Consider the following 25368-nt stretch of genomic DNA (forward strand, 5'->3'; position numbering starts at 1 on the left):
CGTCCCATGGCGTCTCGTCCTGCCGCTCCGGCACCCGTCAAGGCGGCCACGCCCACGGCTCGTCCGGTCTCGTCACCGGCCCGCTCGCTGCGCTCCAAGCTTGCCGGCGCCTTCGGCGGCGGGGGAGCCTCTGCCGCAGCATCACCGGCCGCCCCAGCAGGCGACCAGAACTGGGAAGAGTTCTAAGATCCGGGTCAAGGTGACCCTATAGCCCCCTCCCCTCACGGTGGACACGGGGATTAAGCAGCACCTTCATTTCACGGTCTGTCAGGACGGCTCGGCGGGATAATCTCGCCGAGCCGTTTTCTGTCAGGATCGAAGATTTTCCTTGATCCACTCTTGCGCTGAGGTGAACTTCATGGACTGGTCGCTCGTCACGATCTGACCGAAATGCCGCCGCGCATGGAATACAAGCTGACCGAATTCGGCAAAGGGCTCTTGACCCGCATGATCCCGCTCTGGACCTTGATGGTCCAGATGCCAATCGAATTTCAAAAGCATCAGGAAGGTTACGACGCACGCCCAAACGCGAAACCGTCTTGGCAAACGCTTTGACGGGACGCGTTATGATCAAAAGAAAATGAGGCACCCAAGGGCGCCTCACTTCGTGATGCTCGCACGATGGGTTAAGCGGCCAGCTTTTCGTCTTTACGACGACGCTTCAGGTAAAGCGCCGCGCCGCCAAGAGTAAGAGCGCCGATACCGGCCCCTGCTTCTGGGCCAGGGACTGCCTGAACCGATGCTGAGAAGCCTTTAACTGTAAACGAAGACCCCGGGGAAGCTATCGCGTTGGCCGACAGGACATAGGTTGCCCCCACCGTCAGACCAGAGATACGCTGCGTAATGGAAGTGGTTGCAGCACTCACAGAACTGGGGATATAAACGAAGCCAGCCGTGTTGTTGCTCGGTAAATTCAGCACGCTTACGCCGAAGGCTCCGAACCCCTCACCAACTCTTTCGATTGATGACCACGATACCGTAAGATTATATGCGGTGACAGCGGGCGTAAACAGCGCAGTTATGTCTGAGGTAAGTGGAGTGCTGCTGCTCAAGTCCACGGTGCCACTTGCCGGAATGCGGCCCATAGCGGCAGCGCTCGCTATGCTCATGCCAATAAACGCTATTACTAAAGAGACAGTTTTAAATCTCATGATTCCCCCGACGGCAAACCCTGCCAAATACTAGCGACCAAAACATGTTTAACAGAGAGTCAATGCGAAGTATTGCATAATTTCTACTGTAAACCTCAATGTATCGCATCCAAAATAACTAAAAATAAAATGTTGCTTCAATGCAACACTTACTCTCAGGCAAAGCAAAAACATGACTACCGACTGCATCGTGAGGCAAAGAAAACTATCAATATAGTGATACCACGGATTTTAGAATTACGACGCGCCTAGCTTAGGTGCTAAATTCGCTTCATCCTGATTGCCGCAGAGCATCTTGCTGCAGATGACTGTAGAACACCCTGACAGCCCCGCGTCGGAATCTGGCCGTAGCCTCTACACGCATTCCACCCTACAGTCGTTGAACACCATAGTTTAAGAAATTTGATTGTTCGAAAAGGCTTGAAAACGATTGGATCGGACAGGCTTATAAAAGATCACTGGATCGAGCTTCGCGCCGACAAATGCCTCACGTCGAACGGGCAGGAAATCAGCCCATATCCATATTACGTGCTGACCTATCCTGATTGGTCAATATTATAGCGATAACCCCTAGCGACAAAGTTTTGCTGATAAAACAATACAGACATGCCGCGGGCGAGACGTTTTGGGAGGTCCCAGGTGAAGCCGTCGATCCGACTGACGCGGATCCGGCCTTGCAAACCAATCGGCTCCACATATTCATCGCCACTGGAGCAAAACTGGTAGGAAGCCAGCGACTTGATGAAGGTGAAGAGGGACTGACCGTGCACCTGGTGGCATTTCATGAGCTTCTTGCGCGAGTTCGCGATGGATTTCTTGGACAAGCCCTTCACACCGCCTCGGTCCTGATGGCGCACCGGACACAGCTTTGAAAGCGCGCGCGCTTTAACCCTGCCCAGCTCGAGCCAATTACTGTTTCATCGCTCGTTCAAGCAGCGGCGCCACTTTGGCGGCCCCCTCCGTGGATAAGTGGTTGTTATCCACGTAGAGCACCTCGTGGTCCGTCCCGCCGACGCAGATCGATTGGCTGCAAAACACTTCGCTCGGCTCGACCAGATCGAACCCGAATTGTTTTGCCGCTTCCTGCAAGGAAATTTGGCTGTTGTGCTGTCTTTGCTGGACAACCTGAAGCGGCACATCGACCAAGGTCGCATGATCGGTGAGGATCATTCGGGCCAGGCTTTGCGGAACGGGTGCCGCCATCTCAGGGACGGTATCGACCACGAATGTCTTGATGTGACGGTCGGCCAGCCACGAGAACGTGGCCTGAATGCCCGCCGCCATCGATGGAGCGCCAATGTCGAAATGATCCTCCTGGACCTGAGGCGGCTCGTTTTGTTCATTGCCGAAGGTTGATCGCTCGAAATAGAACGGCCATCGCGCAGCCAGCACGACGGCTGCCGGGTGCATGGTCTCAATGAGCCTGGAAACAGCCTCATTGAATTCCCGGCAATCATATTTCGGTCTGTCCGCCCTGAAGATGCCCAGCAAAGGCGGACAGCCTGGCGTGGAGATCGCGTATCCTGCCTTGGATGACTGCTTGAGAGCCAGATCCATGGCGGGGCCGAGGGCTTGAGCATGACTGTCCCCCCATAAGAGGACCGTCGGCTTCTGATCTTGCGCCCCTACCCTGCAGACCTGAGGTTCGCGGTAGTCCTTCAATTGCCGGAGCCGGCCATCCTGCGAGATGAGTTCGTCGATCCTGCAATTTTCATCCGGCAGCCCCACATGAAGCGCATCTTTCGTCAGGTACCCGGCCACGCTGGCCGGAAGCCTGTTTGGAAGGCCGTGCAGTGCGGATATTCCCGCAGCCGCGAAGAACAACAGGCTCGTCAACCCAAGGGCGGCGATCGGCTTGGCGACAGAGCCTTTGCGTCGGAAGGGCTGTTCGATCAGGTGATAAGAGAGCGACGCGAGCGCAAAGGATAAAAGAAGCGCGCCCATCGCTTCCCCGAATCCCAGGCGCCTTGCCAGCCAATATTCTGCACAACAGAGAATTGGCCAATGCCACAGGTAGAGAGAGTAAGAGATCCTGCCGATATAGTTCGGGACTTTGGACGCCAGTGCGCGTGCAACCATGGTCTTTCCATCACGGATGATCAGTGCAGCACCGAGACAAGGCGCGAGAGCGCCCCAGGCAGGGAAAGACGACGTGCTATCGAGCAGAACGAAGGAAGCGCCGATCAGCACGATGCCGATGAGAGGCGCGATCCTGACGGTTACGATCCGGTGCGCCATCGGCAGCGTCATCAGCGATCCGACCAGGAATTCCCAAGCGCGGTATGGCAGCAGAAAGAACGCCGCCTCCGGATGCCTGATGAGCGCACGGCAAGACAGCGCGAAGGACACAAGCGCAGCCAGCCCCATCCAGGCGGCCGGTTTGATGCGAAACCTTCGGAACATGACGAGAGCGAAAGGAAAGACCAAATAGAACTGCTCTTCCACCGAGAGCGACCAGGCATGCAGAAGTGGCGTCGTCTCCGGCGGCGCTGAAAAATAGCCGCTCGTCTTGAGGTAGTAATTGTTTGAGTGAATGAGAATGACGGACTTCAAGGCTTTCGCCAGGCGTTCGTAATCGGCGGGACCATAAAAGAGATGGCCGAACATCAAGGTGACGGCGCATACGACAATGAGCGCAGGAACTAGCCGCAGAACTCTGCGCTCATAGAAGCCGATGAACGAAAAGCGCCCTGTCTCGAGATTCTCGCTGATCAGTCTTGTGATCAGGTAACCCGAGATCACGAAGAAGATGTCGACGCCCACAAACCCACCGGGCAGAGCATAGGGTGCAGCATGGAAAAGGATAACGGCTAGCACAGCGACTGCGCGAAGGCCGTCAATATCAGCTCTGTATGTCATGGGATTCGCAACGATGTTTTACAAGTGCTTAGCCGGTCTTATTAGCGATGTCGACTACAAGCAGCAGAGGAAATCGGGCCACGTCTCCAGATTTATATTGGAAGCAACAAGCGGACACGAGAAAGCTGCGGCAAGACAACTAGGCGGATCGGGGAGCGAACAAGATAACGGCAGCGCCGCTGAGGCAGATGAAGGCGCCGATCAGATCCCACTTGTCGGGCCAATGACGCTCCACCAGCCACAGCCACAGGATTGAGGCAATGATATAAATACCGCCATAGGCCGCATAGGCGCGCCCTGCGGCCTCGCTTTCGACGAAGGTCAGGAGATAGGCGAACAGGGCAAGGCTCAGCATACCGGGAATGAGCCAAAGCGATGATTTTTCCAGCCGAAAATGGGCCCAAAAGGCGAAACAACCGGCAATCTCCGCAAGGGCAGCGCCCGCATATGCAATGAGTGTGATCATGGCCTGTTGTAAAACAAATGCTCACAGACTGAATAGGCGCTGTTACCATATCTTTGGGCGCGACTTAGAAGCCTTTCGGGCGGTGATGCCAGCTTGCTGCTGATACGTTCTCGCCGTGCGTTTCAGCGCATCCATGATGTTGCTAGGCGCATCCGGTGCAGCGCGTACGCCGATGCGGCGCAGCCATGTGCATTGCCAAAGTCAATTAATCCGGACGAAAAAGTCACAATTCGGAAATCGCCGCAACAGCCCTTGCCAACGCCCTAGTATGGCCAAGATCGTCGGGCAGATAATTCCCATGCGGGTTCAGATTTTGATCATCGTGTCGCTCTTAAGCGCGCTGTCGTGGCTGGTAGCTTTTGATAGCTCCCGCGATCTATACCGCATGGCACATGAGGCAGGCGTGATCCCCAATCTCCATATCAAGCATCATCTGCGGGACGTGCTTTAGAGAGCATTTCCCAGGCACCAAAGACGGTCTCAGCGCAGAGGCAGCGCGTTACTGCAAGCGACGGTTGCGCAAATGTCTGATCTGGGCGAGGATTTACCCACGATATTCGCATGGGAGCCTCATATGAAGCCAGTGGAAACGCCGGAATTCTCCATCGAAGCCAATCCTATGTTCGAAAATGTCAGCGTCTTTGCTGGATCGATCAGGTTGCGGCCTCACCCGGAGACGACGTTTTCACCTCAGATGAGCGTGTGGGCTACCGAGCGAGAGAAACGAAAAACGCCGGAGAAATGGCTGAGCGAGTGCCTAAAGCGAGACGGCGCCAAGGTCGTCGAGCGCAGGGCTGTCAGTTTCGCGGGCATGACGGGCGAAATGAGCAAAGTCAAGGATCGCCTCGAGGATTGGGAGACGCGGGAAAAGCGTGCCTGGTACCGCCAGCGCGCTATTCTTGCCTCGCCCGACGGCTCCACATGGTTTCACGCGACCGCCATGGCCAGTGCGCCGGACCTTGCGCAGATCGAGGCTGATTTTACGCGCATGCTGGCCTCCCTTCGCATCAAGATCGAAGGAGAGGCTGCGGTTGACGCTAAAGCTGAGGCTGAAGCCGAGAAGGCGGCCGTGCTTGAAAGACTGAAACACGGCATGGAGCACATGGCAGATGCGCTCGATCGAGAAAGTTCCGAAGAACAACGCGGCGAAAAAGCCGCAGGCGAATTTGCAACCCCCGATGACATCGAGAAGCGTTTCAATGCAGCGGTCGGAGAGGCTGGCCTGAAGGACAAGCGGGACGCGCTGCGCCTGATCGTGTTGCCGACGGTTGCGATGATTGAAGGTGGTATCGCCGACCCCGGCATAACCGGTCTCAGCCGGATTGGCGGTGGACCGGATCTGCCCGCCGGCACAGATTGGCCGTCCAACGACAATGGCTTCCACCTGAATTTTCTGGCCCAGATCAATCTGGCTGACCTACCTGATCGCCCGGAGACACTGCCCGAATCCGGCCTCATCTCCTTTTTCATTGGAACGGACTATACGGACGGGCGTGTCCTCTACGCGCCTGGGGGCACCGATCTTGTCGCGCACGGGTTGGCGGCCGATGCTGCGGAGATCGCCATTTCGGCCTCACAAATGATCGTGTGGGACAGCGACCTCGGGCGGTTTGTGCCGAATGGACAAACCGTCGATGGATTGTCCGTCACCGTGAATGACGCCGGCCGTATGACGTTCCACCGCGATGGCACGCCTGTCTCGGTTTTTGCCTCCGAATATGAGTTCAGCTGCTCGGCGCAGACATTGCGCTTTGCCCGCACGCTCAGCGCTCCCTTCGGCCTGCCGGGCATCGGTAGCAATCCGAAGGCCTATGCCGATATCGGTATCGAAAACCCGTCGGACTTTGCCATTGCGATGAGTGAGCAGTTCAAGATTGGATCTGGCCCAAACCATCAGATGTTCGGTATCAGTGGTGTCAGAGAGATGCCTGCAATCCAGAAAATGGCTGCACATCACGCCGCAAAAAGCGGTTGGACCGATATAGCGACGCCCGACGACTGGTTCATTCTGATCAAGCTTGCATCCGGGGGTGAAGCGGATTTCAGCTTCAGCGATCATGGAGACTTGATTTTCATGGCCAACAGAAAGGACGTCGCTCAAGCAGATTTCTCGCGAGTCTATGCCTTTGTCGAGTCCGGCTGACAAACCCGGTGAGCGCCTTTAGCTGTAAACGGTTTTTTGGGAGCGCCCGAGTGGAGACGGCCCGGCGTTTGACTCGGCAAAAAATCGAATATGGCAAGATCAGCAAGCCCTGACGGCGGACGAGAGGCGAGCGCCCCGCAAAGTTCCGGCAAACGCCGCGAAATTGCCGAGCGGCCCCCATCTTGGCCATGGCGCACCTGTTGACGTGGCTCACTTTGCCATTGCGAACATGCCGACGATACGCTTGACGCGCTCGGCCCGGAATGGCGCTCTGATCCGACCATGCCGCTCAAGCTCCGTCAGGCCGTGCAGAGCGGCCCAGAATGTTTCGGTGGAGATTTCAGGATCGGCGGAAACCGGCTCGATCACCGCCATCATCGCGCCGAAGGCGTCGCGCAGAACCTGCGGCGTATCGGATTTTGCGAAACGAATGCCGGTCGGCAAAACGAACATGGCTTCATAAAGCGCCGGCCGCTCGAAGGCAAAGTCGAGGTAGGCGGTGGCGACATCCTCAAGCGCCTGCGCAGGAGTGGCATTGCCGCGCACCGCCTTGCGCAAGGTCGGGCCAAGCTCGGCAAACCCCTCAAGCGCAACGGCACCGACGATCGCATCGCGGTTCGCAAAATGAGCATAGAGAACGGGCTGGCTGTACTCGATTTCGTCGGCCAGGCGCCGCACCGTGACCGAAGGCCAGCCATCGCGCTCGGCCAGCATGCGTGCCGCCGCAACGATCCGCTGCTCCCGCTCTGCCCTCTCCCGCTCTTTGCGCTCGTTAATGCCCATTGGTTTGCCTTTCCTCTCACCGCATAAACACTAGCAATCAAAATTTATAAATGCAATGATTGACAATATAGCGATGCTAGATTTATGATCGGTGCTATAAATCAGATAGCAACTGCGCCTGTGAGGTCTTCAAATGTCGAACCTGATATCTTTTTCGCTCGCCGATGCTGCAACGCTCCTCGCGGCAGCGGCCTTTACCATTGGCGGCCTCGTCAATGCGACTGCGCGCCAGCCTATCCGCGAGCAATTCGTCCGCTACGGATTTCCGTCCTGGTGGTGCTGGGTCACAGCCGCCCTCGAGCTGATGACGGCTGTTCTTCTTGTCTTCCGTCCGACGTTTCTCGCCGGCGTCGCACTCGGCACATGCATCATGCTGGCCGCAATCGCCGCCGTGCTGCGCGCGCATGAGCCACGGCACGCCGCACCGCCAGCGGCATTCCTGCTGATCCTGTTGGTCGCAGCATCCATTCAGTTCTCGTAATTCCGACGCCCGATTTCTGGTCGGCCTGCCCCCGAACATCACCGCCTTTGAACCTGCGCTTTCCCTTTCAGCCCAGCGCAAAAGCCGATGCCGGAGTCTTTCCCTGGCGAAATCTGGGCGCCGGAAACACTCTACCCTCTTGTTTCAACAAAGTTTCCAGCCCCGAAGCAACGCCGCTTCGCCTGGAAACGCTCAAGGAGCCCAAGCATGAGCACATCCAGTCCAGCAGTAAGCGCGGTCGTCATCTACCATTCCGGCTATGGCCACACGCACCGTATGGCGCAGGCCGTCGCCGAGGGAGCCGGCGCCACGCTCCATGCCATCGACGCGGACGGCAACCTTTCTGAAGAGGGATGGGCCGCCCTCGATGCCGCTGACGCCATCATCTTCGGCGCGCCGACCTATATGGGCGGGCCGAGCTGGCAATTTAAGAAATTCGCCGATGCATCCTCAAAGCCATGGTTTTCGGCAAAATGGCAGGACAAGGTCTTCGGCGGCTTTACGAACAGCGCCAGCCTGAATGGCGACAAGCTGAACACCCTGCAATATTTCGTCCTTCTTGCGGGCCAGCATGGCGGCCTTTGGGTAAGCCTTGGCATCAAGCCATCGAACCTGAAGTCTTCGCTGCGCGATGACCCAAATCGGATGGGATCTTATATCGGCCCGATGGCACAGTCCGATGCCGATGCCGCGCCGGAGGAAATGTCGGTTGGCGACCTCGACACAGCGCGTCTTTACGGTGCGAGGGTCGCAGGCGTCGCGCGCCGGCTGAAACCAATGGAACAGCTGTAAGAGAGGCGCAGCAAACTCCGAAAGATCCTTGCGCGTGATGGCGCGGAAGGCCTTGGCCTATGGCCCGGGTGACGCATGAGCATCATCCGCGTCGAGCGCCGTATCATCGATTGGGATCATGACGCCACCTGTCTTGGCTGGTCCGCCAATAACAGCAATCCGCCTTCAAGAAACGGCGAGCCTTTCCGGGCTGACGGCGAGCGCTGAACGCCATGACAATAGCCCATACGGGCGGGATAAATGCCTGTTCCTGCTAAGGCGCCCCGATGATTCTCAATTCGGCCGGATAATCTCCCGCCAGGATTGGAATAAGAAGGTCATGCAGGCCAAGCGGATAGATGGCATCGCGGCTCTGCCTGATTTCTTCAACGCTCCACCATCGCATCTGCGTGATTTGCCGGTGCTCATGCTCGGTCCAGCCGTCCTTGCAAAGATCTTCCGTCTGCGAATGGGCGACGATGAAGTGCTCTTTGTAGGTTATCCCCCAGTTGCCGCTCCTGATGCTGTCTTCGCCGTACCAGACGACCGGGCCAAGACTGACATGGGAAAGACCGGTTTCCTCCTTGATCTCGCGAAGAGCGGTATCGGCAATGGTCTCCCCTGCATCCATTCCGCCTCCGGCAAGGATCCAGCAGGGATTGTCCACGCCGGATCGATCCGTATTGCGATAATGGATCAACAGAACGCGTTTGAATGGAGACAAAAGAATAACCCGCACACGGTTCGGCGTCGAAGGCACCATCTTGCTTCTCCTTTCAGCCCAAGAGCGGCTCGGTCGCGAACAAGATATGCGTTCTAACCTTCTCGGGCGCCCCATGACAGACCCAAGTTTTCCCGGAGGTGTTATGCCGCTTTAGCATTGCTGACCAAGCAACTGAAGCTATGGCGAGCAAGGGGCATTGCGCTTCTTTGGCATCACCGCTCATAACCTCAGCGTTTCCCAGAATTTCCAAAACGACACATGCGAGCAGCGCCCAATGATAAAATGATGAAAGCTGGATACACGCTACCTACCACGAGCGGTCACCGATCGCCGAAACGAAAAGAGGCGCTCGAAGCGCCTCCCTAGTTACAGTTCAGTAACCTGGCTTGTTACGCGGCCAGGTTTTCGTCCTTGCGGCGACGCTTCAGGTAAAGCGCCATACCGCCCATGGCGAGTGCACCAATGCCAGCCCCGGCTTCGGGGCCGGGGACCGCAGTCACCGCCGTGAAGCGAGCGCTGACATTATCCACCGTTGCCCCCTTGCTCTTGAACGAGAGTGTGTACGTTCCAGCGTCAAGGTTGAAGTTTTTGGAGAAGCTGTCAGTAATGTTCTTCCCAATATCTTTCGCCCACAGGAAACCGGTGGAAGATGTCAGAAGAACCGACAACGACTTCGTTGTTGCGAAATCGAAGCTGAACTTGAGCTTGCCGGGATTAGCGAGAGTGAAGCTCTGCGCTATGATGCCGAATGCACTACCCGAGCCGAGCTTTGCAGCTTGACCCTTTAAAGTTCCGGTGCTGGTTGTCCCATTGGTGGTCCATACTGTGGGAGATGCCCAATTACCTTTAAACTGTCCGTTGCTGATCACGTCTTGGGCAGAAAGAGCGGGAGTCGCACAGAGGAGAGCAACAGCTATCGTTGCATATTTTATATTCATGTCTTCAAGGCCCTTTCCTTTGAAGATAATTTTACATCATGTTAATAACGAATTTCTTTGGAAAGTCTATATATCCAAATAACAATACTTCAGTGAGGTAAATATAAACATCCGAAAACGAAATTTATGCACAAATAACGGGTATTGGGCGTTAGACATAATTCAGAGAAATTGTAGCACTTGTCTAAATCCTCGCCATTCAGGCTAATGAAGCCGGTCCGTTTCGCCCTCTGCGCACAAAAGTGAGCGTAATCCCGTCGATGGGATTTCAGCCGATCGACCGCGAACACACGACACATGTGTTTTGCGGCGACGCCTAGCCGAAGATTACCAAAGCTTCATGTTCTCTTAACTTTCCCTTTACCACCATCGCTCCATATCGTCAGCGTCAACAATAAGGACACTAATAATGAAGCTGTCATCAAGAGTGATCGTTGCTGCCGTCGCGACTTTGTTCGTTGCTGCCCCTCTGTCCGCAGAAGCCCAGGCGCGTGACTGGAGAGACCACGGCATGCACAGAAAAGTGTGCCATGTTGAGCGTCACAAGACACGGGTCCACGGCCACTGGGTCGTCAAGACCGTCAGAGTCTGCCGTTAAGGCGCGTGGGGCGGGCTTCGGCCCGCCCTTTGCTGCTCCTGGAAGACCGCTGGTCTTCCTGACCCCAGAGCGAACGAATTGGCTCTCGCCTTTCAGCAATAGCAATGGCAGGATTGGCGGCCAGAGCCCGCTACGGAGAGGGCGCCTTCGTTCTCGCCCAAGGTCCTGCCATGAAGCCCGCCCTGAAAATCGCCTGCCTGCACACGGCCGCCAGCAACATCGAGATTTTTGACGAGGCGGCGGCGATGCTTGGGCCTTCCGCGCCATGCCTGACCCATGAGGTGACGCCGCATCTTTTGGCAGCGGCCGAGCGCGAAGGCGGCCTGTCCGATCACATCGCCGCAGAGACGGCGCAGCATCTGGCCCGCATGGCGGACAAGGCCGATGCCGTCATTCTCAATTGTTCGACGCTCGGGCCAAGCATTGCAAATCTCACCGGTCATGCGGCAGAGCGCGCGATCAGGGTCGATGCCGCGCTGGCTGAAGAGGCCGTCGCCAAGGGCGGCCGGGTTGCCGTGCTATGCACCGTTGAAACAACGCTGGCCCCGACCGGCGCTCTCTTTTCCGCTGCCGCAGAAAAAACCGGCGCTCTTTGCGACATCCGCCTCGTGCCGGACGCATGGGCGCACTTCCGCTCCGGTCATATCGAGGCTTACCTCACCGCCATCGCCAAAGCCGCAGAGGAGGCCTATGCCGAGGGGATCGCCACCATCGCCTTCGCCCAGGCCTCCATGACCCGCGCTGCCGCAAAAGTAACAAACGCTCCCGCCCCGCTGACCAGTCCCAAAGCCGCTTTGCTTTCGGCTATGAAACGTTTTGGGACCGATGGGCGCATGTGAAATCTTGGATGATGCGGGATCATGAGGACCTTGAACGCCTGTTGTCCGCATGAGTCTATAGACATCTGTCGATCCATGGAAACGGCAGAGACCTTATCGAAAGGTCGTCGTTCCCTCCACGTCATCCTTGAGCCTGACCCGAGGATGACGGAAGAGGTGAGTGCCGGGCCGATGGGATGAACGCACCGCCTCTTGCCAATCTCGCGAAGGAAACGCGCGGGTGCGGCTCGCAAAGCCTCTCCCCATTGCGGCAAGGGTTGATCATCACCCAGCCGCATGACGCTACGCCAGCTCCTATTTCCGGCCCGGCAGCGCTTTTTCCCAATAGGGCGGATCGCCGAATGCTTCCCGCAGATGCTCGACCACGGCACGCAGCTTTGCCGAGGGATTGCGGCCGTCGGGATGGGCCATGTAGATGAATTCCTCCTGCGTCTCATGGCCGATGTCGATGTGGCGCAACGATCCGTCCTGCACCGAAGGTCCGATGATGAAGGCTGGCAGAAGGGCAATGCCGAGCCCGGCAACGGCTGCATCGCGCATCATGTCGCCATTGTTGAGGCCGAGCGCCGGGCGTGCCCGCACCACGGCCGGCCCGGCTGACGTGACGAACCGCCAGTCGGCAACGCCGCGATAGGTGTAGTGAATCGCCCTGTGATGATCGAGATCGGCCAGCGTCTTCGGCTGGCCGTAACGCTCCAGATAGGCAGGCGAAGCAACCAGCACGCGCCGGCTGCGGCAAAGGGTCCACACGACAAGGCGGGAATCTTCGATCGCGCCATGGCGCAGGATCGCATCATAGCCTTCCGAGGCGACATCGACGCGCCGGTCGTTGAGATCGAGCACAAGCTGCAATTCGGGATTTTGGGCAAGGAAGGGATAAAGCGCAGGACCGAGATGCATGCGCCCGAAGGTGACGGGCGCGGAAATGCGAAGCGGGCCGGACAAGGTGCCGCGCCGTTCGGCAATTTCAGAGGCGCCGATCTTGATCTCCTCGACGATACGCAGTGCGCGTTGCAGGAAGGTCGTTCCGTCTTCCGTCAGCGTCAGCTTTCGCGTCGTGCGGTGCAGCAGCTTTGCGCCGAGCGTTCGCTCCAGCTCTGCCAGTCTTTCGCTCACCACCGATTTGGAAATCCGCAATCGCCGGGCCGCCTCGCTGAGCGAGCCTGCCTCGGCTGTCGTCACGAATGCAACAATGCCTTCAATCCTGACCACGTTCGGTCTTTCCGAATTCGAGTTCCCTGATTTGGAGGCTAATCCGAACGCTGCCGAAATGCCATCTTCTGTTTCAGCGAGGGCGGATACGCCGCGCCTCACACGCCATGTCGAACAAGGAGGCAATGAAGACCATGTCCAGATTGACTGGAAAAACCGCAATCGTCACGGGCGCAAGTTCCGGCATCGGCCGCAACACGGCTCTGCTCTTTGCCAAGGAAGGCGCGAATGTCGTCGTCGGGGCGCGCCGCCAGGGCGAGCTCGACCGGCTGGTGGCCGAAATCAAATCGTTCGGCAAGGAAGCCGTGGCAGTGGCCGGAGACGTGCGCTCCGAAGATTACCACAAGGCCTTGGTGGCCGCCGCCATGGACAATTACGGCAGGCTGGATATCGCTTTCAACAATGCCGGCATCATTGGCGAAGCAGGCCCCAGCACAGGCATTTCCGAAGAGGGCTTTACCGAAGCGCTGACCATCAACCTCACGGCCTCGTTCCTCGCCGCCAAGCATCAGATCGCGCAGATGGAGAAAGAGGCAAGCGGATCGATCATCTTCACCTCGACCTTCGTCGGCTACAGCTTTGCCTTTCCCGGGGTTGCCGCCTATGCGGCCAGCAAGGCCGGCTTGATCGGGCTGACGCAGGCGCTGGCGGCCGAATACGGACCGAAGAACATCCGCGTCAATGCGGTTCTGCCCGGCGCCGTCGATACGGATATGTATCGCGACGTCAACGACACGCCGGAAAAACAGAGCTTCATCACCAACCTGCATGCCCTCAAGCGCGTTGCTACGCCAGACGAGGTCGCCCGCACCGTGCTCTATCTTGCCTCGGACGACGCCAGCTTCGTCAGTGGCACGGCCATGCTGGTAGACGGCGGCGCATCGATCACCCGCACCTGACCCTCGCCGGTAGCACTCGGCGGGTATGACCGGTTGACGTGAGAGGTGGTCACCTCGGGAAAAAGAACCCCTCCCCACAGGTGGGAGGGGCTTAACCCGGCGGCCGCGTTTATCGATCCATAAAAGCAGAAGAGGCGCTATCAAAAGGTCCCCCGGTCGCTTCGCTCAAACGTCAATCGCGAATTCCCTCTCCCGTCATCCTCGGGCGTGGCATGAGGAGCCATCTTTGACGGTCGTGCTAAGCCATGGTTCCTCGGCAAGCCCGGGGGTGATGGAAACGAGGAGCGCTCCATCCAAAACCAAAGAAGTGCGATCATCGCGCGGCCTCAATCACCAAAGCTTGACTGTCTCCACCGCTCTGGCCTGGCTAAGTTTGTCTCACTGCATGGAGGGCGCTGAATGACTTCATTCCTGAGGGCCATAGCCGTATTTCTTGTCATGGCATCTGCTTCTCCAGCTTGGTCGATCGGCTTCCAGTATTTTTCACTCCCCGATGACAACGGACGGCCTATCGAGGTTGGCATTTGGTACCCAAGCGCATCGCAAGAAAAGCAGACCACAGTGGGCATGATTTCTCAGACGGTTGCTCTTGACGGCGCAGTCGAGGGAAGCGGTTTGCCTACCGTCATATTTTCGCATGGCAATGGCGGCTGGTATGGGGATCGCTCCGATTCCGCGACCCTGCTTGCACAGCACGGCTTCGTTGCGGTTTCGCTTACCTATCCCGGCGATAACTACAAAGACAGGAGTGACGGCGTTCGCCGCCAAATGACGAGCCGCCCGATCGTGACCAGCCAGGTTCTCGACTACATGCTGACTAGCTGGAGCGGCCGTGGTCATCTCGATCAGTCGAAGATCGGTTTTTACGGCTTTTCGGCGGGCGGCTACACAGGACTATTGGAACTTGGCGGCGTGCCGGATTGGACCGTATTTGCTGAGCACTGTGCGGAGTATCAATCGGAAATGACATGCAGCGTGGGCGGAGCCAACCATCTGTCCTCGGCGCAGACCGCCACCCTAACATCATCGACATGGCATCACGATCCGCGCATCAAAGCAGCAGTGCTTGTTTCGCCCGGCTATGGATTTGCTTTCGATCCGAAGTCACTTCGCACGATTGGCGTTCCCATCGAGCTATGGGGCGGAAGCCTTGACGAGAACGTGCCTTTTGCCAGCAACGTGGCGTACCTGAAAAACTATCTGCCGAATGTTGTGGCCGTACACGACGTTCCGAACGCCAGACATTATTCGTTCCTGAAACCATGCAGCGAAGCACTGAAGGCGAAAAGCATGGAAACCTGTTCAGATGCGCCTGGCTTTGATCGAGCTGCGTTTCAAAGATCGCTGAATGAGGATTTGCTGGCTTTCTTCCAGAAAGAACTCTTGGTGAAAGCGCAATAACATTAGCTGCCGACAACGATACGCCCCTCCTCACAGGTGGCAAGGGCTTAAACCGACAGCCGCGTTTATCGATCCATAAAAGCAGAAGAGGTGTCATCAAAGGGTCCCCGGTCGCTTGTCTCAAACGTCAATCGCGACATTCCCTCTCCCTTTATCCTTGGGCTCGACCCGAGGATCCATCCTTTCAGGTCGTCCTAGGCCATGGATCGCCAGGCCCAGCACGAGGTGACGAGAGAGGCGAAGGCTGCGTCGAAATGATCGCCCCACACCATGATGAGCAATCTCGCGAAGGAAACGCGCCGGTTGCGTCTCGGTAGCCCCTCCCCCTTGTGGGGAGGGGTTGGGGAGGGGTGGTCCTAGCTCCATCTTATGAGAGGGAACTACACCCGCATCGACGGGCCGAAGCCGCCCGCACTCCCGACAGATGGAGGCTGACACCAAGCCTTGGGATGACGGGCCGTGGCGAGCGCGCTATCCTGGCGTGCCTACACGACATCACGGCCGGCGGATCGAAGGCTTCAGGAGCAAGCATGCACGATGATCAGATTGCCATTGGCCTTGCAACCGCAAAGGCGCTGATCGCGGCGCAGTTTCCGCAATTTGCCGGTCAGGATGTTGTCGCGCTGCAGGCGGCAGGGACGGTCAATGCGATCTTTCGCATCGGGGATGGATATGCGGCGCGTTTTCCATTGCGTGGTATGGACGCCGGAGAATGCCTTGCGCTTCTGCAGGCGGAAGTGGCTGCGAGCCGTCAATTTCACGCCTGCTGCCCCTTTGGAAGTCCAAACCCTGTTGGCATCGGCCGGCCGGGCGACGGCTATCCCCTGCCCTTTCTCATCCAGACCTGGGTTGAAGGCGAGCCCGCAACGCCCGCGGGGCAAAGCAGATCGGCCGATTTTGCACGCGATCTTGCCCGTCTCGTTGCGAGGCTGCGCACCGTCGATCTCAAAGGTCGGCACTTCGACGGCAGGGGCCGCGGCGGCAATCTGCGCGATCACGATCAATGGATGGACCTCTGCTTTGAAAGAAGCGAAGGCCTCATCGATGTACCGCGTCTTATGCGCCTTTGGGCAAGTTTGCGTACGCTTCCCAAGCTTGGTCATGAGGTCATGAGCCACAAGGATCTCATTCCGGCCAACCTTCTTGTGAAGCGCGATCGCCTTGTCGGGGTCATCGATACCGGCGGCTTCGGTCCGGCCGATCCTGCGCTTGATCTCGTTGCGGCCTGGCATCTGCTTTCCCGCGAGAACCGGCGGATCTTCCGGCAAACGCTTGCCATCGGCGATCTCGAATGGCGGCGCGGCGCGGCCTGGGCCTTTCAGCAGGCGATGGGTCTTGTGTGGTATTATCGAACCACGAATCCAACCATGAGCGCACTTGGCGAAAGTACGATCGCGCGCCTTTTGGAAGACGAGGAAACGCTGACCGCGCCCTCTATGCTCTAAAGCACGCATAGCAACCATTGCGCACTCCTATGAGCGCTGCACTCTCCACCAGCTCCGCCTCACGCTCGGGAACCTGCAGGATGATCTCTGGTTAGACCGGTGGAGAGGATACAACAATGCTGCAACGCGAACTTGAGGGCTACCGGCTGCTGGTGGTCGAGGACGAATATTTCGTGGCCTCGGACCTGATGCGAACGCTGGAAGATGCCGGTGCACATGTTTACGGTCCGGTTTCGGATGTCGAGCGCGCCATGGAGATCGTGGGGGGCTCTTTCACGCTGGACGGGGCTATCCTCGATATCAACCTCAATGGCGAAATGATCTATCCTGCCGCCGAGCTTTTGGCCTCAAGACTCATCCCCTTTGTCTTCGTCACCGGCTATGATCGCGCGTCGGTGCCGAGGGCCTTTGCCGATACACCATATCTCGGCAAGCCCTTCGACAATGAGCGTCTTGTCTCGGTCGTGGCGAGTACGGTGCGGCGCAAGGCAGTGTCCTGAAGCCATGGAACGCCACCTAAAATTCCCTTCGACATTGCGCCGGCCTCATGTCGCTGCTCATGCGTTATGCAGGCCCGCCGTCCCGCTTCGCCTTCGAAATCGGCAGCGAGATGCGGCAGTGAACCCCATCAGGCAAGAAGACGTATGATGTCCTTGCCTGCAGCTGATAGGGCAATGCGTTCTCGATCAGATCGCGCCCCTGCCCTTCACCATGATGATAAGCACCCTCAGGCAGGATGACGCCGCTTTCGCGCCAGTCGATAACGAGCCATGGCCGGTCGTCTCCGGCCGGATGTTCAAGCGACCATGAGACGGTCAGCCTGCCCGTTTCCTGCGACAGCGCGCCGTATTTCACGGCATTGATGGCGAGTTCGTGGAGAGCAAGGGAAAGCGTCTGCACCATGGAAGAGCGGAGCCGCACGTTGGAGGGCCCTTTGAGCGAGACCCGGCCGGAACCGCCGTCCATTGCATTGATCTCCGTCGAGATCAGCTCGTTGAAAGTGACGCGATCAAAGGCGCCAAGCCGCGACAGAAGCCCTTGCACGCGGGCCAGGGCGTTGAGACGATCGCGAAACCTTGTGCTGAAATCGGAAAGGTCCTGGCTCTTATAAGCCGTCATATCGGCAATGGATCGCACCACGCCCATCAGGTTTCGCGTGCGGTGCTGCAGTTCCTTCACCAGAACTTCCTGGCGGTCCTCCCACATGCGCCGATCGGTGGTGTCGATCATCGCGCCGATCATGCGCCGCGGCCGGCCCTTCGCGTCGTAGAAAAATCGCCCGCGCCCATTCAGCCAGCGCACCGAACCATCCGGATGCAGCGAGCGGAACTCGTCAACATATTCTTCCTTGGTTTCCATGGCGTTGCGCAAGGAGGCTTCCACCCGCTCCCGATCGTCAGGATGAACCCGGACAATCCAGGCCTCATAGCTCGGCGTAACCTCCCCAACCGTATAGCCCTGCATGCGAAAATGCTCATCCGACCAATGCACCTTTCCGGTGGGGATTTCCCAGTCCCAAAGGCCGAGCCGCCCGACGGCCACGGCGCTTCGCAGCCGCTCCTCGCTCTCACGCAATGCATCCTCTGCCTGTTTGCGCTCCCTGATGTCGTCAAACAGGACGGCAACACGCCGTTTGTGCGGCTCGCCGACGCGAAAGGCATAGACGCTGTACCAATGGCCCATCGTATCGGCGCGCTCTTCGAAACGCTGCGGCTCGCCCGAAAGCGCAATCTGCCCGTAAATGTCGAACCAATGCTGCTCGAGATCCGGCTGAAGTTCGCTCACGCGCTTGCCGATCACATCCTTCAAGCCGGTCTGTCTCTCGAAAGAGGCGTTGGCTTCCAGGAACCGGTAATCGAACGGCTTGCCCCGCTCGTCGAAAATCATCTCTATGACACAGAACCCCTGGTCGATGGAGTTGAACAGCATCTCGTAATGCGCCTCGCTTTCGCGCAGCGCTTCTTGAATGCGCTTGTGCTCGGTGATCTCGAGCGTTGAGAGCAGAATGCCGTCATCGGCCTTTGCGATGCCTTGGAGAAACCAGCCATCGAACTGCTCATGCGCATAAAACTGCTCGTGCAGGACGGGCTCGCCCGTGGCAATGACCTGCAGGAACTTGTCCCATATGCCGGTGGAAACGACGCCCGGATTTTCCGTCAGCAGGCGCTTGCCTGTCATCGTGCCCCAGCGCTCGTTCCACCGCTTGTTCGTCAAAACCCACTCGAAATCGACGACCTCATCGGCCTCGTTTCGAACTGCCTTGAAACGCTGGATCACTTGGACCGAGTTATCGAAGGTCGTGCGCAGCAGCGAGATGATTTTCAACAGTTCCATCTCGACATCCCGATGCCGGCGCAAGTCGCCTGAAGGGGCCGACAGACCGCCTTCGGCCTGGGAAAGACTGAGGAACATCTGCTCGCGCTCGGCGCGCCGCTCTTCCACGAGATGCAGACGATCTATGACCGGTCCGAGGATCGTCGCATAAGTTCGCAGAAACTGGATCTCGTCATTGCCAAAGGCGCGCGGCTTCGTATCATCCACCTGCAGGACGCCATAGGGTCGCTGGCCCGGAACGAAGATCGGCACGTTGACGAGCGACATGACGCCCGCCTCGCGCATGAAGGCGGGAACATGAAAACGGGTTTCCTCGGCGACATCCTGCGTGATCACAGGTTCCGCAACGCGAATGGAATAGGCCTCGGAGGAAGCCTCGTCCATGGAAAGCCGCTCATGACCAACGATACCGGGCTGCCAGCCGACACCAGCTCGCACCAGAAGCTCCTGCCGGCCCTTCTGGATTTCCAAGATCTTGGCCCGCCCGGACCCCAGCGCGCCACCGACCAGGCGGCAGGCCTCCGTCAAAATCTCGTCAAGATCGTTGGACCGGATTGCCAGTTCGCCGAAATCGGCAAGCACCTGCTGGCGCTTCATCATTTCGTCGCGCTTCGGGCTCATGAAATTGCGATGCCAAACGGCATTCCCTCCGTCTGCTTCACCTTCTAAGCGGTGAAGTCACAAGAGGTTCCAGCCCATCGCCGCCGGCAGACCGAGAAAGGTCCGCTCGCCGCTTAACGGCAGGGTCATCCTAAAAGAAAGGCGGCCTTAAAAGGACGTCAGCAGGTTCGCGCCGAAATCGGGCTCGACATTGAGGAACGGCGCGGCCCGGCTGATAATGTCATGCACCATGGGCGCTGCCGTTTCGGTAGCAAGGTTCAGATGGTTGAGGCCCGTGAGCGGCTGGTCGATGAAGGCAAGCACGACATATTTTGGGTCCTGCATCGGAAAGGCAGCCAGGAAGGAATTGAAGCTGAGCTTGTGCGAGTAAACGCCGTGGATGACCTTGTTGGCGGTGCCCGTCTTGCCGCCGACATGAAAGCCAGGAACATCGGCCGTTCTGCCCGTGCCATGTTCGCCGTTCAGCTGGAAGAGATAGCGGATCTCGTCGCTCGTCTTCTTCTGGACGACAACCGTGCCGGTCTTTTCAGCCTCGTCCGGCGTGCGCGGGAAAAAGGTCGGCTCGATCAGCTCGCCGCCATTGATGAGGGCCGCGCCCGCAACGGCCGTCTGCATCGGCGTGGTGGCAACGCCGTGGCCGAAGGCGATGGTAATGGAATTCAGTTTCTTCCAAACGCGCGGCTGGCTCGGCGCCTTCACCTCGGGCAGTTCGGTCTGCATTTTGGACAGGAGGCCAAAGCTCGTCAGGTAGTTTTTCTGGATCGTCATGCCGACCTTGTCCATCATCCTGGCGGTACCGACATTCGAAGAATAGCGGAAGATTTCCGGGATCGACAGGACGCGCCGGGGCACGTCGCGGTCGTCATGAATGGTAAAGCCGCCATACCGCAAGGGCGTTGCGGCATCGAAACTGTCCGACATCTTGACCGTGCCGGTATCGAGCGCCATGGCAATCGAAAAGGTCTTGAACACCGACCCCATCTCGTCCGTGCCGTTCGACATGCGGTTCAGCCAGCCTTTGACATCGGCCTTCGGATCGTTCGGATCGAAATCGGGAACCGAGGCCATGGCCAGCACTTCGCCGGTATGGATGTCCAAAATCACGGCCCCGGCCGACTGGCCCTGATAGCGGCCGATCGCATCCGTCACCACATCGTGGACGACATTCTGGACGCGAAGATCGATGGACAGGCGCACCGGTTTCAGCGCGTCGGACCCGACCATGCCGGTTGCCATCAGGTCTGAAAGGCCTTGCTGGTCGAGATATTTTTCCATGCCCGAGACACCGTGATTGTCGATGTCGACATAGCCCAGAATATGCGCGGCGGTTCGCCCGCCCGGATAAAAGCGTTTCACCTCGGGCCGGAACCCGACTGCAGGCAGGCCCAGCGCCAGCACCTGGCTCTGCTGCTTCGGCGTCAGCTCGCGGCGCAGCCAGGCAAAATGCGAATGCTTGTCGGAGAGCTTTTGATAAAGCGCCTTTGCATCGAGATCGGGAAAGACGCTTGTCAGCTTTTCCACCGTCTCATCGACGTTGACGGCGCGGTTCGGCTCGGCAAACATCGAGACCGTATGCACATCCGTGGCCAGAACCTGGCCATAGCGATCGAGGATATCGGGACGGAAAGCAACGACCGGGGCCGGCGGGATCGAGCTGGTGGTCATATCCTGGGCCATGCCCAGATAGACGAGCTTGCCGAAAATGACGCAATAGACGGTGACCAGCGTGCCGAACAGCGTGATGATGCGCGTTCTGGCCAGCTTCGATTTTTGCCGCTGTTCCGGCAGTGTCCGTCGCTGCCGCGCGCCGCCGAGCTTCAATGTGACGAGCCGGCCGCTTCTGGCGGCAAGAAAGGAAAGAATGGACATCGGCGGCCCGCTGAATACCTGTTATGCAAAAGATAATGTCAATGAAAACAATGATGCGGACTTGGCCGGACCATCGTCGAGCATGCTTGGCAAATCAGTGCTCTGGACCAAGAGTTGGGCTCGAATGCTTAACGAAAGCTTACCGGGAACGGTAAACAGCCCGTAATCGCCGCACCTCACCGGATCGTGATCTGGGATGGGTCCATGGCGCTGCGGACAGCCAGACGACAGTGCCCCAGCCCAACCGGCCAATGGGCATGATCTCAGCCGAGATTATGCAAAGCCTGGTTGTGCCACCGTCGACAAGGATGCGATAAGACGCTCGAATTGGAGGCAGTTTGATATGACGGCGGCAGGTCTCTGGCCACGATCCCAGACCGCTCGTTTTCCAGGGAAGAAACATCATGAAGCGCCTGCTGACAGCCCTCCTGATCGCACCGCTTTGGTGTGTCCTTGCCGCGATGGCGTACGGGCTTTTATTGACGAGGCCCGAGTTTTGGAAAGACATGAGCCGGACGGAAATGCTGGGTATGTCCGCAGCGGGCGGAGTGCTGCTGGGGTATGTAGCGATGCTCGTGCTCGGACTACCTTCGTACAAAATCCTCCAACGGCGTTCGCGTCATTCTCTACGGGCTTATCTTGCGACATGGTTCATCGCTGGCCTGATCGGATGGCTCGTCGTCTTCCTCGCCGGCTGGGTGACATCGGGAGCGGGCTTCGCGCTCTCCTATCTGGGGGAGACGGTGGTCAAAAGGCCGTTCGTGCCGCTGCGGTTCGGCGTCCTATGGGCGGTGGTGGGTGCCACCTTCTGGGCCATCATCAGACCAGATCGCCGACAGGCTGCTCTCCTTCCCGAGACATTCAGCTGACAGCATGACGGAGGGCGCAAATGGACTGGCTGCCGGACACCGATCTCGGTGATCCTGATGCGCAGCTGACCTCAAGCTCGCTGACATGCTGAAGGTCACTGGTGCCGATAATTTAGCAATGCTATATGAACACGCTGGCACTGCAGCTCATGCTTTCAACGCCATCATGGATGCATAGAAAAAGAACGCCTTGCATCGGAAGGAACCGACAGGAACGTTCACACAAGAAGAAAGAATATAGGTCGCTGCCATGGGGGAAGCGTCGAAATGCTGCTCGCGGACGATCCGGTGCGGATCTGTCAGCGAGCCGGGGACCGGGGATCAATGCGAATAAAGCTCGTACTAAAGAAGCTGCTGGCTGTGCTTCTGGTAGGCTTCTTTTTACTTTGGAGCGTACAACTTTTAATTCTATTGTTCTCATTCCCCACTCGCTACCTGCAACAGGTCATCGAGACCGAAGGCATCCCGATCGATTTGACCATTGGAACCTTCGCAGGAAACGCCGTGATTGTAGCGCTCATCCTGGCATCCTACGTGCTGCGATGGCCGAAGACCCGGTCTGGCTTCGCCATGGCAGTTACATGGTTCTTCTTCGCCTCTGCCGGCTGGGTTACAGCCTTCCTCGTCGGTTCGCTTGCCGCAAGAGAGGGCTCTTCATTTCCCTCTCCGGCACTGACCATCGTCCATAAACCGACAATCATCCTGTCCTTCTGCCTTCTCTGGGCAATGGCTGGCTTTTTCTTAGGTCCATTAATACCCCAGCGAAGAGCCTCAGTGGAGCGTTCCGACCTGTCTCACTGATGCCAGCCAAATATGCGTTGAGAGCGCAATCGGAGGCAGGCAAGCAAAGGTCGTCATTTTATTGGCTGATCATTGAGGGCGCTACCAGGCACAACATTGCGGCGTTTTGAGCTTTGGCACGAACGGTAGCTTCCCGTGTGAATTGCCATCACATTCGCACGGGCTATATGTTTACCAATTGTTTCAGCACAACACCCGCTTTGCCATGCATACAATTTCTCATGCATACAATATTCTCAATGGAGCGGATCATATGAAAGATTCAGGCGCTATTGTTTGGTGGATCGACAAGGGCCATAGACTGCAAAGCATGGTGATTTCGCCCGCCCAGCTTAAGCAGGGTCACTCGTACGAGGCCGAGGCGTCATGGATAACGAATGATGCAGAAAATTATGAGGTGATCTTGCTGAATCGGGCCGGAAATCCGGAAGAAAAAGCCCGCATAGAGCGGCTAAAGGCTAAAGCGGAAGAGCTTCGTGGCAAGCATTAGTTGGAGATAACGCACTCCAGGCATTGACTTTTTATGAAAAATATGGTAAGCCTTCGGCAACCTTACAGGCTAAAGCCGAGAGAGCGAAGCGAACGGATAAGCGTAAGTGTGCGGCTTTAGCCTGTAAGGTTGCCGAAGGCCCTTGATAAGGCTTACGATTCTAGCATGGCGCAGCCGGTTTGTCCAGTGGATTATTTTTTTCATGTGCCGTCTCCTTGAGGCGTTGATAATAGAAGTTATCATACGCCATTTTCTTGACTAAGTACATGAAATAACTGGTTTTTCTTGCTATTTTTTAGCTTTTAGAGAGACCTGACCAATGACTTTCAAGCGGTTGGACTCCTACAAAGGCCTATTATCAGCGGAAAAAATCGCTTTTGGCATGAATGCAGCAGGCCGTAGCGCGAAGCGGATGCATGATGATGCAAAGTTGTTGCTCGCCAATGGGCGGTTTCCGTCTGCCGCATCATTGGCAATCTTAGCCATCGAGGAAGCCGGGAAGATTTCAATTCTCAGGGGTATGTCTACGGCCCCCGATGATGCGGCCCTGAAAGCTGCATGGAAAGATTACCGTTCACACACGGCAAAAAACGTCGCGTGGATCATCACGGAGTTGGCCGCGAAGGGTGCCTGGAGCTTATGTGACTTAAGGCCAATATATGATAGTGACAGCGATCATCCTGCACTGTTAGACGCCATAAAGCAGATTGGATTCTACACGGATTGCCTTGGTAAGGCGCATTGGTCGGAGCCGCCGGAGGTCATAGACGAACGGTTGGCCAGCATGCTTGTTACCGTCGCCGGAATTCTCGTGCCAAAACGTGAAATCGGTATCCGGGAAATAGAGCTTTGGATTCAGCATGTCGGGCCGCATGCGAAAAGCCCCGGCATGGCTCATGCGGCTGTCCGCTTCTACGAGGCTATGCGAAACGAAGGGCTTGATACAAACGACCCAGATGAAATTCGAAAATTCTTTGGCTTGAAGTTTGCGGGCTGACGGTCAAAACGGCGGCTTGACGACGCAAACGTCTCCCATGTCCCTGGCGTTCATCTTGACGATCCGAACTTCAGCGATCGGCGGCAGTTTTGAAGCGTCCTGATCCTCGTCGGGGCCGAAGGCATATTGGATCAGGATCGGCTGCTTCTGGTATGTTCCGACAAGCCGAACGACATCGCAGGCGTCGCCGAGATCGGGCTCCGGCTGCATTTCGGTCAACTGGTTGCCCTTACGCTCCGCCCAAACGTCGAGCGCGCATTTCTCGGAACCGGCCACGCCCATGAAGTCGAAGACCGTGCGGCTGGCGTTATGGTAGAGCGAATAATCGCTGTCGATATCGTCGAGGTTTTTCAAGAGGCTGTCCTTCAAGCCTTCAGACAATGCGAAGGGTTTGACCAGCCTCTCGAGGTCCTCGATGGAGCGTCCGCCCGAGGTGCTTCCTTCGGAAGTTCTCGAAGGTTCGATCGAGCCGATCATCGCTTTAACCTTGTTTACATCGCCAAGCGGAAGCTTTTTCACCTGCCTGCAAAAAGCCGAAGCGGGCTCTGCCGCATGGGCATTCACTGCCAAGGCGGACATAAGAACAATGAAAATATACTTCGATTTCATCACATTGTTTTAGAGCGAATTGACATTAAGAAGAGAGCGCCGATGCAGGCGCGCCCCTTTCGAAACAT

At 57.4% G+C, this 25368-nt stretch carries 29 protein-coding genes; 18 read left to right on the plus strand and 11 right to left on the minus strand.

Translation table 11 applies throughout. From position 1 onward, the window contains the following. Window positions 1-186 (plus strand): hypothetical protein (locus VQ830_RS13325; protein WP_337268613.1); only part of this gene is annotated, 186 nt, incomplete at its 5' end. Window positions 187-363: 177 nt separating this feature from the next. Beyond that, on the plus strand, window positions 364-555 hold the full coding sequence (locus VQ830_RS13330; RefSeq protein WP_337268863.1) for a hypothetical protein: 192 nt from the start codon (window positions 364-366) through the stop codon (window positions 553-555). Window positions 556-626: 71 nt separating this feature from the next. Here the strand turns inward: VQ830_RS13330 and VQ830_RS13335 are convergent, their stop codons facing one another. Further along, a complete protein-coding gene (locus VQ830_RS13335) occupies window positions 627-1109 on the minus strand; it encodes a hypothetical protein (RefSeq protein ID WP_337268614.1) in 483 nt (160 codons plus the stop codon). A 462-nt stretch (window positions 1110-1571) separates the two neighbouring features. Here VQ830_RS13335 and VQ830_RS28990 point away from each other — a divergent pair, with 462 nt between their 5' ends. Further along, window positions 1572-1712, plus strand: coding sequence for a hypothetical protein (locus VQ830_RS28990; protein ID WP_497812706.1), 141 nt, complete (start codon window positions 1572-1574; stop codon window positions 1710-1712). On the opposite strand, the gene VQ830_RS13340 is transcribed toward VQ830_RS28990, so the two are convergent. The 3 genes from VQ830_RS13340 to VQ830_RS13350 all read right to left on the minus strand — a co-directional run bounded on the left by VQ830_RS13340 (window position 1688) and on the right by VQ830_RS13350 (window position 4476). Next, window positions 1688-1975: a hypothetical protein gene (locus VQ830_RS13340; RefSeq protein ID WP_337268615.1), complete on the minus strand. Its 288-nt coding sequence runs from the start codon at window positions 1973-1975 to the stop codon at window positions 1688-1690. The two genes, VQ830_RS28990 and VQ830_RS13340, sit on opposite strands and share 25 nt — an antisense overlap. Window positions 1976-2060: 85 nt before the next feature. Continuing rightward, window positions 2061-4010 (minus strand): acyltransferase family protein, encoded by a 1950-nt coding sequence (locus VQ830_RS13345; RefSeq protein ID WP_337268616.1) that lies wholly within the window; start codon window positions 4008-4010, stop codon window positions 2061-2063. 139 nt (window positions 4011-4149) lie between these two features. Continuing rightward, entirely contained in the window at window positions 4150-4476 is a 327-nt protein-coding gene (locus tag VQ830_RS13350) for a YnfA family protein (RefSeq protein WP_337268617.1), read from the minus strand. Between the two features lie 298 nt (window positions 4477-4774). Here VQ830_RS13350 and VQ830_RS13355 point away from each other — a divergent pair, with 298 nt between their 5' ends. Then, window positions 4775-4927 carry a hypothetical protein gene (locus VQ830_RS13355; RefSeq protein ID WP_337268618.1) on the plus strand — a complete coding sequence of 51 codons (153 nt, stop codon included), beginning with the start codon at window positions 4775-4777 and terminating at the stop codon, window positions 4925-4927. Window positions 4928-5050: 123 nt separating this feature from the next. Then, the gene (locus VQ830_RS13360; RefSeq protein WP_337268619.1) at window positions 5051-6619 is read left to right on the plus strand and encodes a DUF1963 domain-containing protein; all 1569 of its coding nucleotides are present in this window, start codon (window positions 5051-5053) and stop codon (window positions 6617-6619) included. A gap of 210 nt (window positions 6620-6829) precedes the next feature. Here VQ830_RS13360 and VQ830_RS13365 read toward each other — a convergent pair whose 3' ends face one another. Then, window positions 6830-7402 carry a TetR/AcrR family transcriptional regulator gene (locus VQ830_RS13365; RefSeq protein ID WP_337268620.1) on the minus strand — a complete coding sequence of 191 codons (573 nt, stop codon included), beginning with the start codon at window positions 7400-7402 and terminating at the stop codon, window positions 6830-6832. A 133-nt stretch (window positions 7403-7535) separates the two neighbouring features. Between VQ830_RS13365 and VQ830_RS13370 the strand changes: the two genes are divergently transcribed. The 3 genes from VQ830_RS13370 to VQ830_RS13380 all read left to right on the plus strand — a co-directional run bounded on the left by VQ830_RS13370 (window position 7536) and on the right by VQ830_RS13380 (window position 8882). Next, window positions 7536-7883, plus strand: a complete 348-nt coding sequence (locus tag VQ830_RS13370) for a DoxX family protein (RefSeq protein WP_337268621.1) — start codon at window positions 7536-7538, stop codon at window positions 7881-7883. A gap of 207 nt (window positions 7884-8090) precedes the next feature. Continuing rightward, a complete protein-coding gene (locus VQ830_RS13375; protein ID WP_337268622.1) occupies window positions 8091-8675 on the plus strand; it encodes a flavodoxin family protein in 585 nt (194 codons plus the stop codon). Window positions 8676-8750: 75 nt separating this feature from the next. Further along, complete coding sequence (locus VQ830_RS13380; RefSeq protein WP_337268623.1) at window positions 8751-8882, plus strand: hypothetical protein; 132 nt, start codon at window positions 8751-8753, stop codon at window positions 8880-8882. 46 nt (window positions 8883-8928) lie between these two features. On the opposite strand, the gene VQ830_RS13385 is transcribed toward VQ830_RS13380, so the two are convergent. Then, window positions 8929-9417, minus strand: coding sequence for an NUDIX hydrolase (locus VQ830_RS13385; protein WP_337268624.1), 489 nt, complete (start codon window positions 9415-9417; stop codon window positions 8929-8931). Window positions 9418-9767: 350 nt separating this feature from the next. Beyond that, entirely contained in the window at window positions 9768-10316 is a 549-nt protein-coding gene (locus VQ830_RS13390) for a hypothetical protein (RefSeq protein WP_337268625.1), read from the minus strand. Between the two features lie 409 nt (window positions 10317-10725). Between VQ830_RS13390 and VQ830_RS13395 the strand changes: the two genes are divergently transcribed. Both VQ830_RS13395 and VQ830_RS13400 read left to right on the plus strand, forming a co-directional pair. Then, window positions 10726-10914: a hypothetical protein gene (locus VQ830_RS13395; protein ID WP_337268626.1), complete on the plus strand. Its 189-nt coding sequence runs from the start codon at window positions 10726-10728 to the stop codon at window positions 10912-10914. Window positions 10915-11018: 104 nt separating this feature from the next. After that, window positions 11019-11753: an Asp/Glu racemase gene (locus VQ830_RS13400; RefSeq protein ID WP_337268627.1), complete on the plus strand. Its 735-nt coding sequence runs from the start codon at window positions 11019-11021 to the stop codon at window positions 11751-11753. A 294-nt stretch (window positions 11754-12047) separates the two neighbouring features. On the opposite strand, the gene VQ830_RS13405 is transcribed toward VQ830_RS13400, so the two are convergent. Continuing rightward, window positions 12048-12965 (minus strand): LysR family transcriptional regulator, encoded by a 918-nt coding sequence (locus VQ830_RS13405; RefSeq protein WP_337268628.1) that lies wholly within the window; start codon window positions 12963-12965, stop codon window positions 12048-12050. 134 nt (window positions 12966-13099) lie between these two features. Here VQ830_RS13405 and VQ830_RS13410 point away from each other — a divergent pair, with 134 nt between their 5' ends. The 4 genes from VQ830_RS13410 to VQ830_RS13425 all read left to right on the plus strand — a co-directional run bounded on the left by VQ830_RS13410 (window position 13100) and on the right by VQ830_RS13425 (window position 17210). Then, window positions 13100-13864 (plus strand): SDR family oxidoreductase, encoded by a 765-nt coding sequence (locus VQ830_RS13410; protein WP_337268629.1) that lies wholly within the window; start codon window positions 13100-13102, stop codon window positions 13862-13864. Window positions 13865-14263: 399 nt separating this feature from the next. Then, on the plus strand, window positions 14264-15265 hold the full coding sequence (locus VQ830_RS13415; RefSeq protein ID WP_337268630.1) for an alpha/beta hydrolase family protein: 1002 nt from the start codon (window positions 14264-14266) through the stop codon (window positions 15263-15265). A gap of 530 nt (window positions 15266-15795) precedes the next feature. Beyond that, window positions 15796-16710, plus strand: coding sequence for an aminoglycoside phosphotransferase family protein (locus VQ830_RS13420; protein ID WP_337268631.1), 915 nt, complete (start codon window positions 15796-15798; stop codon window positions 16708-16710). Between the two features lie 116 nt (window positions 16711-16826). Further along, window positions 16827-17210, plus strand: coding sequence for a response regulator (locus VQ830_RS13425; protein WP_337268632.1), 384 nt, complete (start codon window positions 16827-16829; stop codon window positions 17208-17210). Window positions 17211-17274: 64 nt separating this feature from the next. Here VQ830_RS13425 and VQ830_RS13430 read toward each other — a convergent pair whose 3' ends face one another. Together VQ830_RS13430 and VQ830_RS13435 are read right to left on the minus strand one after the other, a co-directional pair. Continuing rightward, a complete protein-coding gene (locus tag VQ830_RS13430) occupies window positions 17275-19665 on the minus strand; it encodes a PAS domain-containing protein (protein ID WP_337268633.1) in 2391 nt (796 codons plus the stop codon). A gap of 147 nt (window positions 19666-19812) precedes the next feature. Then, window positions 19813-21534 (minus strand): peptidoglycan D,D-transpeptidase FtsI family protein, encoded by a 1722-nt coding sequence (locus VQ830_RS13435; protein ID WP_337268634.1) that lies wholly within the window; start codon window positions 21532-21534, stop codon window positions 19813-19815. A gap of 404 nt (window positions 21535-21938) precedes the next feature. On the opposite strand from VQ830_RS13435, the gene VQ830_RS13440 reads away from it, so the two are divergent. From VQ830_RS13440 to VQ830_RS13455, 4 genes are all read left to right on the plus strand, one after another. Continuing rightward, the gene (locus tag VQ830_RS13440; protein ID WP_337268635.1) at window positions 21939-22403 is read left to right on the plus strand and encodes a hypothetical protein; all 465 of its coding nucleotides are present in this window, start codon (window positions 21939-21941) and stop codon (window positions 22401-22403) included. 267 nt (window positions 22404-22670) lie between these two features. Beyond that, entirely contained in the window at window positions 22671-23204 is a 534-nt protein-coding gene (locus tag VQ830_RS13445) for a hypothetical protein (RefSeq protein WP_337268636.1), read from the plus strand. A 106-nt stretch (window positions 23205-23310) separates the two neighbouring features. Beyond that, window positions 23311-23694, plus strand: coding sequence for a hypothetical protein (locus VQ830_RS13450; protein ID WP_337268637.1), 384 nt, complete (start codon window positions 23311-23313; stop codon window positions 23692-23694). A 319-nt stretch (window positions 23695-24013) separates the two neighbouring features. After that, a complete protein-coding gene (locus tag VQ830_RS13455; protein ID WP_337268638.1) occupies window positions 24014-24691 on the plus strand; it encodes an AbiV family abortive infection protein in 678 nt (225 codons plus the stop codon). 3 nt (window positions 24692-24694) lie between these two features. Here VQ830_RS13455 and VQ830_RS13460 read toward each other — a convergent pair whose 3' ends face one another. Continuing rightward, complete coding sequence (locus tag VQ830_RS13460; RefSeq protein WP_337268639.1) at window positions 24695-25300, minus strand: hypothetical protein; 606 nt, start codon at window positions 25298-25300, stop codon at window positions 24695-24697. Between the last annotated feature and the right edge of the window lie 68 nt (window positions 25301-25368).

The sequence above is a fragment of the Oryzifoliimicrobium ureilyticum genome, from assembly GCF_037199735.1.
GTDB lineage: Bacteria > Pseudomonadota > Alphaproteobacteria > Rhizobiales > Rhizobiaceae > Rhizobium > Rhizobium ureilyticus.